This window comes from Pseudomonas sp. ICMP22404 (assembly GCF_006227205.1).
Classification (GTDB): Bacteria; Pseudomonadota; Gammaproteobacteria; order Pseudomonadales; family Pseudomonadaceae; genus Aquipseudomonas.
Window position 1 is genome coordinate 186,327 of the sequence record NZ_VCNG01000013.1, and the last position, 15,888, is coordinate 202,214.

Annotated in this window: 12 protein-coding genes; 3 read left to right on the forward strand and 9 right to left on the reverse strand. The window is 60.1% G+C overall.

The features are described from left to right. Positions 1–174 precede the first annotated feature (174 nt). The gene (locus FGE05_RS22095) at positions 175–1,758 is read left to right on the forward strand and encodes a peptide chain release factor 3 (RefSeq protein WP_139648247.1); all 1,584 of its coding nucleotides are present in this window, start codon (positions 175–177) and stop codon (positions 1,756–1,758) included. Between the two features lie 356 nt (positions 1,759–2,114). Then, complete coding sequence (locus FGE05_RS22105) at positions 2,115–2,363, forward strand: hypothetical protein (protein WP_139648252.1); 249 nt, start codon at positions 2,115–2,117, stop codon at positions 2,361–2,363. A gap of 67 nt (positions 2,364–2,430) precedes the next feature. Here FGE05_RS22105 and FGE05_RS22110 read toward each other — a convergent pair whose 3' ends face one another. The 9 genes from FGE05_RS22110 to FGE05_RS22150 form a co-directional block, all read right to left on the reverse strand. Further along, positions 2,431–3,411: a peptide ABC transporter ATP-binding protein gene (locus FGE05_RS22110; protein ID WP_139648254.1), complete on the reverse strand. Its 981-nt coding sequence runs from the start codon at positions 3,409–3,411 to the stop codon at positions 2,431–2,433. Further along, positions 3,411–4,379 carry an ABC transporter ATP-binding protein gene (locus FGE05_RS22115; protein ID WP_041020611.1) on the reverse strand — a complete coding sequence of 323 codons (969 nt, stop codon included), beginning with the start codon at positions 4,377–4,379 and terminating at the stop codon, positions 3,411–3,413. Before FGE05_RS22115 ends, FGE05_RS22110 begins: the two co-directional genes overlap by 1 nt. Before the next feature lie 10 nt (positions 4,380–4,389). Next, positions 4,390–5,301 (reverse strand): ABC transporter permease subunit, encoded by a 912-nt coding sequence (locus FGE05_RS22120; protein ID WP_041020610.1) that lies wholly within the window; start codon positions 5,299–5,301, stop codon positions 4,390–4,392. A gap of 10 nt (positions 5,302–5,311) precedes the next feature. Next, complete coding sequence (locus tag FGE05_RS22125) at positions 5,312–6,322, reverse strand: ABC transporter permease subunit (protein ID WP_072388476.1); 1,011 nt, start codon at positions 6,320–6,322, stop codon at positions 5,312–5,314. Positions 6,323–6,397: 75 nt separating this feature from the next. Continuing rightward, positions 6,398–7,993, reverse strand: coding sequence for an ABC transporter substrate-binding protein (locus FGE05_RS22130; protein WP_139648256.1), 1,596 nt, complete (start codon positions 7,991–7,993; stop codon positions 6,398–6,400). 75 nt (positions 7,994–8,068) lie between these two features. Then, positions 8,069–9,487 (reverse strand): OprD family porin, encoded by a 1,419-nt coding sequence (locus tag FGE05_RS22135; protein WP_139648258.1) that lies wholly within the window; start codon positions 9,485–9,487, stop codon positions 8,069–8,071. A 170-nt stretch (positions 9,488–9,657) separates the two neighbouring features. Next, a complete protein-coding gene (locus tag FGE05_RS22140) occupies positions 9,658–11,262 on the reverse strand; it encodes an ABC transporter substrate-binding protein (RefSeq protein ID WP_139648259.1) in 1,605 nt (534 codons plus the stop codon). A 301-nt stretch (positions 11,263–11,563) separates the two neighbouring features. Continuing rightward, positions 11,564–13,189 carry an ABC transporter substrate-binding protein gene (locus FGE05_RS22145; protein ID WP_139648261.1) on the reverse strand — a complete coding sequence of 542 codons (1,626 nt, stop codon included), beginning with the start codon at positions 13,187–13,189 and terminating at the stop codon, positions 11,564–11,566. Positions 13,190–13,444: 255 nt separating this feature from the next. Beyond that, positions 13,445–15,046 (reverse strand): ABC transporter substrate-binding protein, encoded by a 1,602-nt coding sequence (locus tag FGE05_RS22150; RefSeq protein WP_139648263.1) that lies wholly within the window; start codon positions 15,044–15,046, stop codon positions 13,445–13,447. A 446-nt stretch (positions 15,047–15,492) separates the two neighbouring features. Here FGE05_RS22150 and FGE05_RS22155 point away from each other — a divergent pair. Then, positions 15,493–15,888 (forward strand): filamentous hemagglutinin N-terminal domain-containing protein (locus tag FGE05_RS22155; RefSeq protein WP_139648265.1); only part of this gene is annotated, 396 nt, incomplete at its 3' end.

The following is a 15,888-nucleotide window of genomic DNA, read 5'->3' on the forward strand; positions in this document are numbered from 1 at the left end:
ATTTTTCAGCCCCTGACGAATAAATGCAGCAGGGGGGTGGACGTCTCCACGGGGCAAAAGGTTCCCCTGTCAGGAAGCTTCTGGCCATCTTCGATGTGCTCAACGGTTCGGTTCCTGGCACAAGTTGAGCTATAATCGCCGCCCTTTTTTGAATCACCTGCCAGGCGATTTCCCATGACCAAACAGGCCGCCGAAGTCGCGAAACGCCGCACTTTCGCCATTATTTCCCACCCCGATGCCGGTAAGACCACCATCACCGAGAAGCTCCTGCTGATGGGCAAGGCGATTGCGGTTGCCGGTACGGTGAAGTCCCGCAAGTCCGACCGCCATGCCACCTCCGACTGGATGGAGATGGAAAAGCAGCGGGGTATTTCCATTACCACGTCGGTCATGCAGTTCCCGTATCGCGAACACATGATCAACCTGCTCGACACCCCGGGCCACGAAGACTTCTCCGAAGACACCTACCGCACCCTGACCGCGGTGGACTCGGCGCTGATGGTGCTCGACGGCGGTAAAGGTGTCGAGCCGCGGACCATCGCGCTGATGGAAGTCTGCCGCCTGCGGGACACGCCGATCGTCAGCTTCATCAACAAACTCGACCGGGACATTCGTGACCCGATCGAACTGCTCGACGAGATCGAAGCGGTCCTGAAGATCAAGGCTGCGCCGATCACCTGGCCGATCGGCTGCTATCGCGATTTCAAGGGCGTGTACCACCTGGCTGATGACTACATCATTGTCTACACCGCCGGTCATGGTCATGAGCGCACTGAAACCAAGATCATCGAGCGGCTGGACTCCGACGAAGCGCGCGCACACCTGGGCGACGAGTACGAACGTTTCGTCGAGCAGCTGGAGCTGGTGCAGGGTGCCTGTCATGAATTCGACCAGCAGGCGTTCATTGATGGCCAGATGACCCCGGTGTTCTTCGGGACCGCGCTGGGCAACTTCGGTGTGGATCACGTGCTCGACGCCGTGGTCGACTGGGCGCCGCGTCCGCTGCCCCGGGTCGCCAACGAGCGCACCGTGGAGCCGGTGGAAGAGAAGTTCTCGGGCTTCATCTTCAAGATCCAGGCGAACATGGACCCCAAGCACCGCGACCGTATCGCGTTCATGCGCATCTGCTCCGGCAAATACGAAAAAGGCATGAAGATGCGCCACGTGCGCACCGGCAAGGACGTGCGCATCGGCGACGCCCTGACCTTCTTCTCCTCGGAGCGTGAACAGCTGGAAGAGGCTTTCGCCGGTGACATCATCGGCCTGCACAACCACGGCACGATCCAGATCGGCGACACTTTCACCGAAGGCGAAGTCCTGGGTTTCACCGGCATCCCGCACTTCGCCCCGGAACTGTTCCGCCGCGTACGCCTGAAGGATCCGCTCAAGTCCAAGCAACTGCGCCAGGGCCTGCAGCAACTGGCCGAAGAGGGCGCTACCCAGGTGTTCTTCCCGGAGCGCAGCAACGACATCATCCTCGGCGCGGTCGGCGTGCTGCAGTTCGATGTGGTCGCCAGCCGCTTGAAGGAGGAATACAAGGTCGAGTGCTCCTATGAGCCGATCACCGTGTACTCGGCTCGCTGGATTGAGTGCAGCGACAAGAAGAAGCTTGAGGAATTCACCAACAAGGCCGTGGAAAACCTGGCGCTGGACGGTGGTGGTCACCTGACCTACCTGGCCCCGACCCGGGTCAACCTGGCGCTGATGGAAGAGCGCTGGCCGGACGTGAAGTTCCGCGCGACCCGTGAGCATCACTAAGCGCTGAGCCGCAAGACCCAAGCCCCGTTGCGAAAGCCGCGGGGCTTTTTTATACCTCCTCGATTTCCTGTGGGATAGATGAGATTTGTGTACGACGCCAGAGACTGTGGGAGCGAGCCTGCTCGCGATAGCGGTGGCCCATTCGGCATTAATGTTGGTTGGTAGATCGCCATCGCGAGCAGGCTCGCTCCCACAGGTCATAGCCATTCGGAATAGACGCTATTCGAAAGCGGTCTGTCCCCAAGCGGCATTTCTGCCCCTGATTCTGCGTCCTAGTCTTACGAGCCAGCCTGTTCGGGATTAGATTTCCTGAACGCCGTGGGGTCCCGGCTTTATTCAGGAAAGAGGAATCGGCTATGAATAGGTTTCTACGCGTGATGTTGTTGCTGAAGGTGTTGGTGATGTTGTCCCTGGGATCCGGCGCTGTATGGGCCGAGTGCGTCGACCACGAGCAACATGCCTCGAGCGGGCAAGGGGCGCACGGGGCAATGATGTTTGCTGCGGCCGAAACACAACCGGGGGATCAGGACGATGACGACTCGACGATAGACCAGCCCGACACCGACGATGGGGATGAGGGCGACGAAGGCGACAGCCAGACGTAGCCTCCAGAACGACAAGTAGAAGACGGTGGCGAGGGGGCAAGCTCCCTCGCCACAGTTTCGGCTGGTGTTACGCCGCGCCGTCGAGGAACTGCTCGGCGTAGTGGCACGCTACCAAGCGATTATCCAGAGGACGCAGGGCCGGCTCTTCGGTCTTGCAACGCTCGGTGGCATACGGACAGCGCTTGTGGAAGGCGCAGCCGGGCGGCGGGTTGAGCGGGTTGGGCAGTTCGCCGACGATCTTGATCTTCGGCTTGTTCGGGTCCGGGTGGATGGTCGGTGTGGCTGACAGCAGCGCCTGGGTGTACGGATGCAACGGGCGGCTGTAGATCGACTCGTTGGGGCCCATCTCCACCGGACGGCCGAGGTACATCACCATCACATCGTCGGCGACGTGTTGCACCACCGCCAGGTTGTGGGAAATGAACACGTAGGCGGTGTTGAACTCCTGCTGCAGATCCATGAACAGGTTGAGTACCTGGGCCTGAATCGACACGTCCAGCGCCGATGTCGGTTCGTCCGCCACCAGCACCTTGGGTTGCAGCATCATGGCACGGGCCAGGGCGATACGCTGGCGTTGACCGCCGGAGAACATATGCGGGTAGCGCTGATAATGCTCGGGGCGCAAGCCCACCTGCTTCATCATCGCCTGGACTTTTTCCCGCCGCTCGGTGGCCGACAGGTTGGTGTTGATCAGCAATGGCTCGGCCAATTGATCGCCGATTTTCTGCCGCGGGTTGAGGGACGCGTAAGGGCTCTGGAACACCATCTGCACGTCTTTGCGCAACTGCTTGCGTTCGGCCTTGTTGGCGCCGGCCACCTCCTGCCCGGCGATTTTCAATGAGCCGGAGGACGGCTCTTCGATCAGGGTCAGGGCCCGGGCGAGGGTGGACTTGCCGCAACCGGATTCGCCCACCACGGCCAGGGTCTTGCCGGCCTCGAGTTCGAACGACACACCGTTGAGGGCGCGCACGGTGGCGTGGCCCTTGAACATGCCACGGGACACTTCGTAATGACGGGTCAGGTCACGGGCGGTAAGTACGACGGCCATCACGCCACCTCCTGGTTCAACGGGTAGAAGCAGCGGGCGAGGCTGTTGGTTTTCGGGTCAAGGGCGGGGCGCTGTTGACGGCAGTTGTCCTGCACGTAGGGGCAGCGTGGCGACAGCAGGCAGCCTTGTGGACGGTCATAGCGACCGGGAACGATGCCCGGCAAGGTCGCCAGGCGTTCGGCGCCCATGCTGTGCTCTGGAATCGCCGCCAACAATGCTTCGCTGTAGGGGTGGGCCGGAATGTCGAACAACTCCGGCACCTTGCCCACTTCCACGGCTTGACCGGCGTACATCACGCAGACGCGCTGGGCGGTTTCGGCCACCACGGCGAGGTCGTGGGTGATCAGCACCAGGCCCATTTCCTGTTCTTTTTGCAGGGCCAGCAGCAGGTCCATGATCTGCGCCTGGATGGTCACGTCCAGAGCGGTGGTCGGTTCGTCGGCGATCAGCAGCTTCGGTTCGCCAGCAATGGCCATGGCAATCGCCACGCGCTGGCTCATGCCGCCGGACAGCTGATGGGGGTAGGCGTCCATGCGGCTGGCGGCACCCGGGATCTCGACTTTTTCCAGCAGTTCGATGGCGCGCTTGCGGGCGGCCTTGCCGGACATCTTCAGGTGCAGGCGCAGCACTTCTTCGATTTGGAAACCCACGGTGTAGCTGGGGTTGAGCGCGGTCATCGGGTCCTGGAACACCATCGCCAGGTCCTTGCCGACGATCTGCCGGCGCTGGCGGGCGCTCAGCTTGAGCATGTTCTTGCCATCGAAGTTCAGCGCATCGGCGGTCACGATGCCGGGGTGCTCGATCAGGCCCATCAGCGCCATCATGGTCACGGATTTACCCGAGCCCGACTCGCCAACGATGGCCAGCACTTCGCCTTTTTCCACGCTCAGGTCCAGGCCATCGACCACCGGAACGGCGTTGGCGTCGCCGAAGCGGACGTTGAGATTCTTGATTTCTAGCAGTGACATGGGAATCTCCTCAGGCGGCATTCTTGAGTTTCGGGTCCAGCGCATCGCGCAGGCCGTCGCCCATCAGGTTGATTGCCAGCACGCTGAGCAAAATGGTCAAACCGGGCAGGCTCACGACCCACCAGGCGCGTTCGATGTAGTCCCGGGCCGAGGCCAGCATGGTGCCCCACTCCGGAGTCGGCGGCTGGACGCCCAGGCCGAGGAAGCCCAGGGCGGCGGCGTCGAGGATGGCCGAGGAAAAGCTCAGGGTCGCCTGCACGATCAGCGGTGCCATGCAATTGGGCAGCACGGTGATGAACATCAGGCGCGGCAGACCGGCACCGGCCAGGCGGGCGGCGGTCACGTAGTCGCGGTTCAGTTCGCCCATGACGGCGGCGCGGGTCAGGCGCACGTACGACGGCAACGACACGATGGCGATGGCGATCACGGTGTTGATCAGGCCTGGGCCGAGGATGGCGACGATCGCCACGGCCAGCAGCAGCGAAGGCAGGGCCAGCATGATGTCCATCAGGCGCATGATGGTCGGGCCGAGGATGCGCGGGAAGAACCCGGCGAACAGGCCCAGCAGGATGCCCGGGATCAGCGACATCACTACCGACGACAAGCCGATCAGCAGCGACAGGCGCGAACCCTGGATCAGCCGTGACAGCAGGTCGCGGCCCAGTTCATCGGTGCCCAGCAGGAACTGGATCTGTCCGCCTTCGAGCCAGGCCGGCGGCGTCAGCAGGAAGTCGCGGTACTGCTCGCTCGGATCATGGGGGGCGACCCACGGGGCGAAGATCGCGCAGAACACCACCAGGATCATGAACATCAACCCGGCCACGGCGCCCTTGTTACGGGAAAACGCCTGCCAGAATTCTTTGTACGGGGACGGATACAGCAGGCTTTGATCGACTGCTACCGAAGGAGTTGGAGTACTCATGGATTTGATCTCAGCGCTGGTGACGGATGCGTGGGTTGGCAAAGCCGTAGAGGATGTCCACGACGAAGTTGACCAGAATCACCAGGCAGGCGATTAACAGGATGCCGTTCTGCACCACAGGGTAGTCCCGGGCGCCGATGGCCTCGATCAACCACTTGCCGATGCCCGGCCAGGAGAAGATCGTTTCGGTCAGGACCGCACCGGCCAGCAACGTGCCGACCTGCAGGCCGACCACGGTCAGTACCGGGATCAGCGCGTTGCGCAGGCCGTGGACGAACACCACGCGCGCCGGCGACAGACCCTTGGCCCGGGCGGTGCGGATGTAGTCTTCGCGCAGCACTTCGAGCATCGAAGAGCGGGTCATGCGGGCGATCACCGCCAGCGGAATGGTGCCCAGCACAATGGCCGGCAGGATCAGGTGGTGCAGCGCGTCGAGGAACGCGCCCGGTTCATCGGCGAGCAAGGTGTCGATCAGCATGAAGCCGGTTTTCGGCTCGATGTCGTAGAGCAGGTCGATGCGTCCCGATACCGGGGTCCAGCCCAGGGACACCGAGAAGAACATGATCAGGATCAGGCCCCACCAGAAGATCGGCATCGAGTACCCCGCGAGGGAGACGCCCATCACCCCATGGTCGAACAGGGACCCTCGCTTGAGTGCCGCGATCACCCCGGCCAGCAGGCCCAGGATTCCGGCGAACAACAGGGCGGCCATGGACAATTCCAGGGTCGCGGGAAACAGGGAGCTGAACTCGGTCCAGACGCTTTCGCGGGTGCGTAGCGATTCGCCGAGATCACCGTGGGCCAGTTTGCCGATGTAGTCCAGGTACTGGGCGTACAGCGGCTTGTTGAGGCCAAGGCGTTCCATTGCCTGAGCATGCATTTCGGGATCGACCCGACGTTCGCCCATCATCACTTCCACGGGGTCGCCGGGGATCATGCGAATCAACGCGAAGGTCAGCAAGGTGATGCCGAAGAACGTGGGGATCAATAATCCCAGTCGGCGGGCAATAAAACTAAACATCTTCAGGTGTACCTCATCAGCCGGTTAGGCATGTCCGGCACCCCTTTGATCAGGGGATACCGGACGCTTTCTTATCTACTTCACCTGGGTGGTGGCGAAGTTGTTGGTGGTGAGCGGGCTAATGGAGTAGCCCTCTACGTTCTTGCGCATTGCCGTGAACATCCGGGTGTGGGCCATGCTGATCCACGGTTGGTCCTGGTTGAAAATCACCTGGGCCTGTTCATAGAGCTTGGTGCGCTCCTCGGGGTTCACTGTGGCGCGGGCCTGATCGATCAGCGCCTGGAATTTCTCGTTGCACCAGCGGGCGTAGTTTTCGCCGTTCTTGGCCGCCTCGCAACTGAGCATAGGCGTCAGGAAGTTATCCGGGTCGCCGTTATCGCCCGCCCATCCGGCGGAGACCATGTCGTGCTCGCCGTTTTTCGCGCGCTTGAGCATTTCGCCCCACTCCATGACGCGGATGTCGACCTTGATCCCGACTTTCGCCAGGTCAGCCTGCATCATCTGCGCGCCGAGCATCGGGTTGGGGTTGGTCGGGCCGCCGCCGTTGCGGGTGAACAGAGTGAACACGGTGCCCTCCGGCACGCCGGCTTCCTTGAGCAACTGGCGGGCCTTGTCCAGGTCACGCGGCGGGTTCTTCAACTCGTGATTGAAGCCCAGCAGCGTCGGTGGGTAGGGGTTGACCGCGACGGTGGCGTTGCCCTTGCCGAACAGCGCGTTGACGTAGGCTTCCTTGTCGAAGGCGATGTCGATGGCTTTGCGCACCCGCACATCGCTCATGTATTTGTGCTGGGTGTTCAGGGCGACGTAGGACACGGTCATGGCGTCCAGTTCATCGACTTTCAGGTTGGCGTCTTTCTTGATGCTCGGGATGTCATCGGGCTTGGGGTACAGCGCGACCTGGCACTCATTGGCCTTGAGCTTCTGCAGGCGCACGTTGTTGTCGGTGGCGATGGCCAGTACCAGTGCATCGGCCGGCGGCTTGCCGCGGAAGTAGTCCGGGTTGGTCTTGAAGCGAACCTGGGCGTCCTTGTTGTAGCGCTGGAAGATGAACGGCCCGGTGCCGACCGGCTTGCTGTTGAGGTCGCCGGCCTTGTTGGCCTTGAGCAACTGGTCGGCGTATTCGGCCGGGTAGATCGAGGAGAAGGCCATGGCAACGTCGGCCAGGAACGGCGCTTCGCGGCGGGTCAGGGTGAACTTGACCGTGTGTTCGTCGACTTTCTCGACGCTTTTCAACAGCTCTTTGAAGCCCATGCTTTCAAAGTAGGGGAAGCCCACGCTCGACAGTTTGTGCCACGGATGATTCGGGTCCAGCTGGCGCTGGAAGCTCCAGACCACATCGTCGGCGTTCATGTCGCGGGTCGGCTTGAAGTATTCGGTGGTATGGAACTTGACGCCTTTGCGCAGGTGGAACGTGTACGTCAGGCCATCGTCGCTGATGTCCCAGGACTCGGCCAGGCCTGGAATCACTTCGGTGGTGCCGGGCTTGAAATCGACCAGGCGATTGAAAATGGTTTCCGCCACGGCGTCGGCAGTGACTGCAGTCGTGTACTGGACCATGTCGAAGCCTTCCGGGCTGGCTTCTGTGCAAACCACCAGGGGTTTGGCCGTGGCGCCAACGGCGACACTCAGCAGCGCAGCGGCGATGGCTGCGCGTAGGGGGATCATGTTCATCGTCATATCCTCTGCAATCGGTGGAACGGCAAAGCCGGACGGCCGACCTCGTGAGTCGACCGTCCGGCGCAGGGTTTACAGAATGTTGAACGGGATGGTGGTGACGAGACGGAACTCGTTGAGGCTGCCGTCTGCCTGGTTTTCACTGGCGCGGTGCGCGGTGTAGGTCGCGCGGATCGCGGTGGCTTTCAGCGGGCCGCTCTGGACGGCATAGGATGCACCGATGCCGTATTCGTAGTGGTGCTCACCGTCCATCGACTGCACGCTGGCGTATTCGCCGCCCTTATAGTGTGTACCGTCGATACCCCAACCGCGAGCCTGGTAAATGTTGAACTTCAGGCCCGGTACCCCGTACTCAGCCATGTTTAGGCCATAGGCAATCTGGAAAGATTTCTCGTTCGGTCCGTTGAAGTCCGACAGCAGGGAGTTGGCCAGGTAGATGCCGTTGGTTTCATGCAGGTAGTCGAAGTACTCGTTACCGTTCACTTCCTGATAGGAGAACGTCAGGCTATGGGCCTGATGGGCCAGGCCGAATGACAGGGAGTAAGTGTCATTGTCGATGTCGCCCAGTACGGCTTTACCCTCGTCCACGGTCTTGTAGTAGTTCAGGCCTGTGGTCAGGCTCAGTACTGAGCTGTCACCCAAGACGTGAGTGGCGCCAAAGTAGTATTGATTCCACATGTCTTCGGCCTGAGTGGCCCACAAGCTGGTGGTCAAACTAGCTAACGGCTGATAGCTGATACCGGCCGTATAAACATGATCGATTTCGACAAGATGGTCAGCATATTCAGCGCGGAATTTACGCTGGCTTTCCTCGGTACGAGGAGAGTTCCTGTCGAACGTGGCCAAATCAAACGATAGGTTCTCGAGTTCTTCGCTATGCAGACTCACACCTTGGAAGCTGGAAGGCAGTGCCCGGTTGCCGATCACGTCGACCATGGGGCTACTGAAGTTCTGGCGACCAGCGGTCAGCGTGGTGTTGGAAATACGCGCTTTGACATTAGCCAGGCCCAACTTGCTCCATTGGTCCTGAGCGTCACCGCCGTTCTCGGTCAGGGTGCGGTTGTTGCCTCGACCACCGACGCCTGGAATGGGTGCTCCGCCGTTACCAGATGCCAGGTTCTTGCGGTCGCGCTCCAGAGCAATAGCGTTGTAGGCAGCGACTTCGGTGCTGAAGCCAACAGTGCCTTCAGTGAAGCCGGAGTTATATTTGATGATGGTACCTTGCAGCCAGTTGATACGGCGGTCGGTCTGGCGTGTTTCGCCGTTCTGGCGGTAAGAGAGTTTCGCACCACGCTTGAATTGCTCGTTGGCGTACCAGTTACGGGTCGAACCGGTCACCGATTGGCCTTCCACAAAACCCTTGGCTTCGCTTTGTGCGCTGGTGGTCTTGAGGGTCACCGGAGTAACCGCTTGGCTTTGCGACTCAGCATAAGCTGTCGCGGTAACGCTGCTGATGGCCAGGGCCAGTAACGCGGTGCTGCTCAATTTCATGGGTAACGCTCCTTTTTCTTTCTTTTTAATGCCGGTCTTTTTTGGTGATACGGCTATCGGTTTTTACTACTGGCTACAGCTCGCAAACGTTTGCAGTGGGCCTGATCGGCAAATTACGGCAAGACGTCTGCGTGAAGGCCCGCAAGGGCCCTCGCTGTAGGACTAATCGGTTATGGGGTCAGGCTGACGCCCGAGAACACGTTGCGGCCGAAGGGGCTGACCTTGAATCCTTCGACTTTGGCACTCAGCGGCTGGTTGACCGTCGAGTGGGCAACAGGGGTGATCGGCACTTGCTGCTTGAGCAACTGCTGGGCCTGTTTGTAGAGCACGGTGCGCTGGTCGCGGTCGGTGACGACCTTGGCCTGCTTGATCAGCTTGTCGTAATCCTGGTCGCACCACATGGAGTAGTTGTTGCCACCAATGGCGTCGCAGCTGTACAGCGTGCCCAGCCAGTTGTCCGGGTCACCGTTGTCGCCGGTCCAGCCGATCAGGCTGATGTCGTGCTCACCGTTCTTGGTGCGCTTGATGTATTCGCCCCATTCATAGCTGACGATCTTTACTTTCAAACCGATCTTGGCCCAGTCGGCCTGGAGCATTTCGGCCATCAGCTTGGCGTTGGGGTTGTACGGGCGTTGTACGGGCATGGCCCAGAGGGTGATTTCGGTGCCTTCCTTGACCCCGGCGGCCTTGAGCAACTCCTTGGCTTTTTCCGGATCGTAGGCAGCGTCCTTGATCGTGTCGTCGTAGGACCACTGGGTCGGTGGCATGGCGTTGACCGCCAGTTGCCCCGCGCCCTGGTACACGGCGTTGAGGATGGCCTGTTTGTTCACTGCCATGTCCAGCGCACGGCGCACTTCGACCTGGTCGAACGGTTTGTGGCGGGTGTTATAGGCGATGTAGCCGAGGTTGAAACCAGGCTTCTCGATCAACTGCAGCTTGGGATCGTTCTTCAATGCGGGTACATCGGCCGGGCGCGGATGCAGGGTAATCTGGCACTCGTTGGCTTTGAGCTTCTGTACTCGCACGGAGGCGTCGGTGTTGATCGAGAAGATCAGATTCTTCAGCTTGACCCGCTCCGGCGCCCAATAATGGGTGTTGGCGACGTAACGGATGTTGGAGTCCTTCTGGTAGCTCTTGAACTCGAACGGGCCGGTGCCGATGGGTTTCTGATTGATGTCGCTCGGCTTGCCGCTCTTGAGCAACTGCTCGGCATATTCGGCCGACAGGATCGCGGCGAAGCTCATGGCGATGTTCTGGATGAACGCGGCATCGACACTGTTGAGGGTCATGACCACGGTCAGCGGTCCGGTCTTCTCCACCTTGGCGATGTTCTTGTTCAGGCTCATGCCGTTGAAGTACGGGAATTCGGTGGCGTAGGCCTTGCGGAACGGATGCTGCGGATCGAGCATGCGGTTGAAGGTGAACAGCACATCGTCGGCGTTGAAGTCCCGGGTCGGCGTGAAGTAGTCGGTGCTATGGAATTTCACCCCTTCGCGCAGGTGGAAGGTGTATTTCAGGCCGTCTTCGGAAATCTCCCAACTTGTCGCGAGACCCGGTACGACATTGGTCGCGCCCTTTTCAAACTCGGCCAGGCGGTTGTACAGCGGCTCGGCGGCATCGTTATCGGTGGCGGTCGTGTATTGCGCCGTGTCGAAGCCGGCGGGGCTGCCTTCGGAGCAGAACACCAGGCTACCGCCAGCGGCGGCTTGGGCCACGGATGTCGCGGCCAGCAGGCCGGTACTCAGCAACGCAGAAAAAACCAGGGTATGGCGCATGACGCTCCCTCTTTCGTTCGGGGTGTTAAACAGTGAACCGGCGTCCATCCGGGAACAGGTCCGGGGCACTGAGTTCATTCCATTGCGTGCAGCAATGCCACAGGGTCAGCAGGTCTGCCAGATTCCAACGGTACGGCCGTGGGTTTGGCAGTCAATGCGTAACGTCTGAAAGACTTGTGAGAAAGAGCGATACGTCCTCAAGCAGCTGCCGTAATGCGCAGATGTTTTTGGAGGTAGGCGATTTCCTGGGTCTTGGCTGATAAAACAACGGCGCCGTCAGGAGACGCCGCCGTTGCATACCTCAGTTGCTGACGCTGACGCCGTAGAAGGAGTTCAAGCCAAATGGGCTGATCTTGAAGTCCTGCACGTTGGCGCGCATGGGTTGATACACCGTCGAGTGAGCGATAGGTGTCATTGGCACGGCATCCTTGAGGACGTGTTGTGCCTGTTTGTACAGTTCGGTGCGCTTGGCCTGATCGGTGGTGCGCTTGGCTTCCTTGACCAGACCGTCGAATTTCTTGTCGCACCATTTGGAGAAGTTGTTGCCGGACAGCGAGTCGCAGCCGAACAGCACGTTGAGCCAGTTGTCCGGGTCACCGTTGTCGCCGCTCCAGCCAATGATCATCGCCTGGTTCTCGCCGCCTTTGGAACGCTTGATGTACTCGCCCCATTCGTAGCTGACGATGTTGACGTTCAGGCCGATCTTCTTCCAGTCGGACTGCAGCATTTCAGCCATCAACTTGGCGTTCGGGTTGTACGGACGCTGCACCGGCATAGCCCACAGGGTAATGTTGGTGCCTTCCTTGACGCCGGCTTCCTTGAGCAGCGCCTTGGCTTTCTCAGGGTCGTACTTGGCGTCCTTGATGGTGGTGTCGTAGGACCACTGGGTTGGCGGCATGGCGTTGACCGCCAGCTGGCCGGCGCCTTGGTAGACCGAGTCGATGATCTGCGGCTTGTTGACCGCCATGTCCAATGCCTGGCGGACTTTCAGGTCAGCCAGCACGTTCGGCTCGTTGCTGCCCTTGATCTTGTCCATCACGTTATAGGCGATGTAACCCAGGTTGAAGCCCGCTTGGTCGGGCATCTTCAGGGCCTTGTCTTCCTTCAGGGCCTTGAGGTCGGCCGGGCGCGGGAAGAGGGTGATCTGGCATTCGTTTTTCTTGAGTTTCTGCATGCGCACCGACGGATCGGTGGTGATGGCGAAGATCAGGTTGTCGATCTTCACGTCGTCAGGCTTCCAGTAGTCCTTGTTCCCGGTGTAGCGGATATTGGAGTCTTTCTGGTAGCTCTTGAACACGAACGGACCAGTGCCGACGGGCTTCTGGTTGATGTCGGGAGCCTTGCCTTCCTTGAGTAACTGGGCGGCGTATTCGGCGGACTGGATCGAGGCGAAGCTCATGGCCATGTTCTGGATGAACGCGGCATCGACGTCCTTGAGGGTGAACTTGACGGTGTGGTCGTCGACTTTATCGATATGGGTGATGTTGGTGTCCATCCCCATGTCGGTGAAGTACGGGAACTCGGTCGGATACGCCTTACGGAACGGATCGTCCTTGTTGATCATGCGGTTGAAGGTGAACAGCACGTCGTCGGCGTTGAAGGTACGGGTCGGCTTGAAGTACGGGGTGGTGTGGAACTTGACGCCTTCACGCAGGTGGAAGGTGTAGGTCAGGCCGTCTTCGGAAATGTCCCACTTGGTCGCCAGGCCAGGAATCACAGCGGTGCCGCCGCGTTCGAACTGGGTCAGACGGTTGAACATGGTTTCTGCAGAGGCGTCGAAGTCGGTTCCGGTGGTGTATTGACCCGGGTCGAAACCCGCCGGGCTGCCCTCGGAGCAGAACACCAGGTTAGTCGCCGCTTGGGCGAAGGGAGCACTGGCTAATAGGCTTGCGCCGACTAAAAACGGAATGACCGCGTGTTTAAGCATGTTGGCCTCATGATTTGTTGTCATTTTTGGATTTGAGGGCGACCTCGTGAGTCGTCCTGCGGATACTTATGCAGGCCCCATACCCAATGCAAGATCAAGAGCGGTTACAGATCTGAAACAGTGGCACGAACGTACCTTAATGTCGCATCTGTGTAAGTTCTGACGCAGTTGATCGTTTGCGCCGGTTTTTTTGGTGCAAACATTGCTTTTAAACGGTGCGCTACGAGCTTATCGCGCACCGGGTTGGGGCGGGTTCTACTGTTGCAAACCCACGCCGTAGAAGGGTGTGAGGCCAAATGGGCTGAGTTTGAAATCCACGACTTTTTTGTTTATCGGCTGGAATACCGTGGAGTTGGCAATCGGCGTGATGGGCACCTGTTGCTTGAGAATCTTTTGCGCCTGCCGGTACAGGTCGATCCGTTGCTGGCGGTCGGTCGAGACCTTGGCTTGCTGGATCAGCTTGTCGTAGGCCGGGTCGCACCACTTGGCGTAATTGCTGCCCTTGACCGCCGCGCAGCTGTAGAGCACGCCGAGCCAGTTGTCCGGATCGCCGTTGTCGCCGGTCCAGCCGTAGATCATCGCGTCGTGTTCGCCGTTCTTGGCGCGCTTGATGTACTCACCCCACTCATAACTGACGATGTTGGCCTTGATGCCGATTTTCGCCCAATCCTGCTGGATCATCTGCGCCGACATCCGCGCGTTGGGGTTGGAGGCGCGTTGCACCGTCATCGCCCATAAATTGAGGGTGGTACCGGGTGCCACCCCGGCTTCCTTGAGTAGCGCCTTGGCCTTGGTCACGTCGTGGGGAGCGTCCTTGATAGCCAGGTCGAATGACCACTGGGCCGGCGGCAGGGCGTTCTGGGCCAGTTGCCCGGCGCTCTGGTACACCGCCTTGATGATCGCCGGTTTGTCGATGGCCATGTCCAGCGCCTGGCGGACCTTGAGCTGGTCCAGGGGCGGGTGCGTGACGTTGTAGGCGAGGAAACCCAGGTTGAATCCCGGTTGCTTGAGCACTTGCAGGTTCGGGTCCTGTTCCATCACTTCGATGTCCGCCGGACGCGGGTAGCCGCTGACCTGGCATTCGTTGCGCTTGAGCTTTTGCAGGCGCACGGCGGCGTCGGGGGTGATGGAAAAGATCAGGTTATCGATTCTCACATCCTCGGGTTTCCAGTAGGCCGTGTTGGCGGCGTAGCGGATCTGCGAGTCCTTCTGGTAGCGCTTGAACACGAACGGGCCGGTGCCGACGGGTTTCTGGTTGAGGTCGCCGGCCTTGCCTTCCTTCAACAACTGCGCCGCGTATTCGGCGGACTGCACGGAGGCGAAACTCATCGCCAGGTTCTGCACGAACGCGGCGTCGACGTTGTTCAGGTTGAAGCGCACGGTGTGCTCGTCGACTTTCTCGACGCTCTTGATCGTGGTGTTCAGACCCATGTCGGTGAAGTAGGGCGACTCGGTCGGGTAGGCCTGGCGGAACGGTTGCTGCGGATCGAGCAGGCGCTGGAAGGTGAACACCACGTCGTCGGCGTTGAAGTCGCGGGTGGGGGTGAAATAGTCGGTGGTGTGGAACTTCACACCGTCGCGCAGGTGGAAGGTGTAGACCAGGCCATCGGCGGAGACATCCCAGCTCGTCGCCAACCCCGGCTCGACTTCGGTGCCGCCGCGCTTGAACTGGGTGAGACGGTTGAAGACGGTTTCGGCCGAGGCGTCGAAGTCGGTGCCACTGGTGTACTGGCTGGGGTCGAACCCAGCGGGGCTGGCTTCGGAGCAGTAGACCAGGGTAGTGGCGGCCTGGGCCAGCGGGGCGCAGCCGATCAGGGCGAGGGTGAGCAGCAATGGTTGGAAAGTGGTTCTGTCCATGAAATCCCTTGGGGCGTGGTGACGGTTTTCATGGAGAGTAGCTTTGTGGGTGGGAGAGGGGGAAATATCCAAAAGTGAGGGGGACCGTTGGGTTTAGGTATAGCTGGGGTGGACGGGGATGAGTTGGTCTTATCGCTGACCTGTTTCCGGCGGTCTCCCTGATCTAATTGTGAGAGCGATTCTGCGCGCGAGGAGGTGTGTAGGGTCAGATTCTATCTCGGGCTCCGTAACCCACGATTTTGGCAATAGTCTCGCCGCAGCTTTGCTTTAGCACTAATTCATTGACGCCAGAATAATGGCTATCTAATATCGCGCCACTATTTTGATGCCACTGCTCTGCCGAGGTGATCGTGACTCCCCTTCGGTGTGAGGTCGTGTCTGGTTCTGCTGCTGGCTGACTTGCGCACGGATGCACTCTTTTGAATTCTGCTACATGGGACTTGAACATGGATGATCGCCAACCCGCCTTTCCAGGCCGCCAGCCTTCTGCTGCCTACAAAACTCGCGAACAGTTCCTGGGCATACCCAAGCGCGGCCTGGCGTTCCTGTTGGCCAACATCATGTTCTGGCAACCGATGTGGGCCCAGGCCGACGGCATCGTCGTCAGTGCACCGGGCACCAGCCTCGGTCAGGCAGGCAACGGTGTGCCGATCGTCAACATCGCCAAGCCCAACGGCAGCGGTCTGTCCCACAACCAGTTCACGGATTACAACGTCGGCAGCAACGGCGTGATCCTCAACAACGCCACGTCCCGCACCCAGTCCACGCAACTGGGCGGGATCATCCTCGGCAACCCGAACCTCAACGGCGCGGCCGCCACCACCATCCTCAACGAAGTCAAC

Bases quoted from the DNA above. Each gene is read 5' to 3' on its own strand.
- FGE05_RS22105 (WP_139648252.1), top strand. From the start codon at position 2,115: ATGAATAGGTTTCTACGCGTGATGTTGTTGCTGAAGGTGTTGGTGATG.
- FGE05_RS22115 (WP_041020611.1), bottom strand. From the start codon at position 4,379: ATGTCACTGCTAGAAATCAAGAATCTCAACGTCCGCTTCGGCGACGCC.
- FGE05_RS22150 (WP_139648263.1), bottom strand. From the start codon at position 15,046: ATGGACAGAACCACTTTCCAACCATTGCTGCTCACCCTCGCCCTGATC.
- FGE05_RS22095 (WP_139648247.1), top strand. From the start codon at position 175: ATGACCAAACAGGCCGCCGAAGTCGCGAAACGCCGCACTTTCGCCATT.
- FGE05_RS22145 (WP_139648261.1), bottom strand. From the start codon at position 13,189: ATGCTTAAACACGCGGTCATTCCGTTTTTAGTCGGCGCAAGCCTATTA.
- FGE05_RS22140 (WP_139648259.1), bottom strand. From the start codon at position 11,262: ATGCGCCATACCCTGGTTTTTTCTGCGTTGCTGAGTACCGGCCTGCTG.
- FGE05_RS22120 (WP_041020610.1), bottom strand. From the start codon at position 5,301: ATGAGTACTCCAACTCCTTCGGTAGCAGTCGATCAAAGCCTGCTGTAT.
- FGE05_RS22110 (WP_139648254.1), bottom strand. From the start codon at position 3,411: ATGGCCGTCGTACTTACCGCCCGTGACCTGACCCGTCATTACGAAGTG.
- FGE05_RS22130 (WP_139648256.1), bottom strand. From the start codon at position 7,993: ATGAACATGATCCCCCTACGCGCAGCCATCGCCGCTGCGCTGCTGAGT.
- FGE05_RS22125 (WP_072388476.1), bottom strand. From the start codon at position 6,322: ATGTTTAGTTTTATTGCCCGCCGACTGGGATTATTGATCCCCACGTTC.
- FGE05_RS22135 (WP_139648258.1), bottom strand. From the start codon at position 9,487: ATGAAATTGAGCAGCACCGCGTTACTGGCCCTGGCCATCAGCAGCGTT.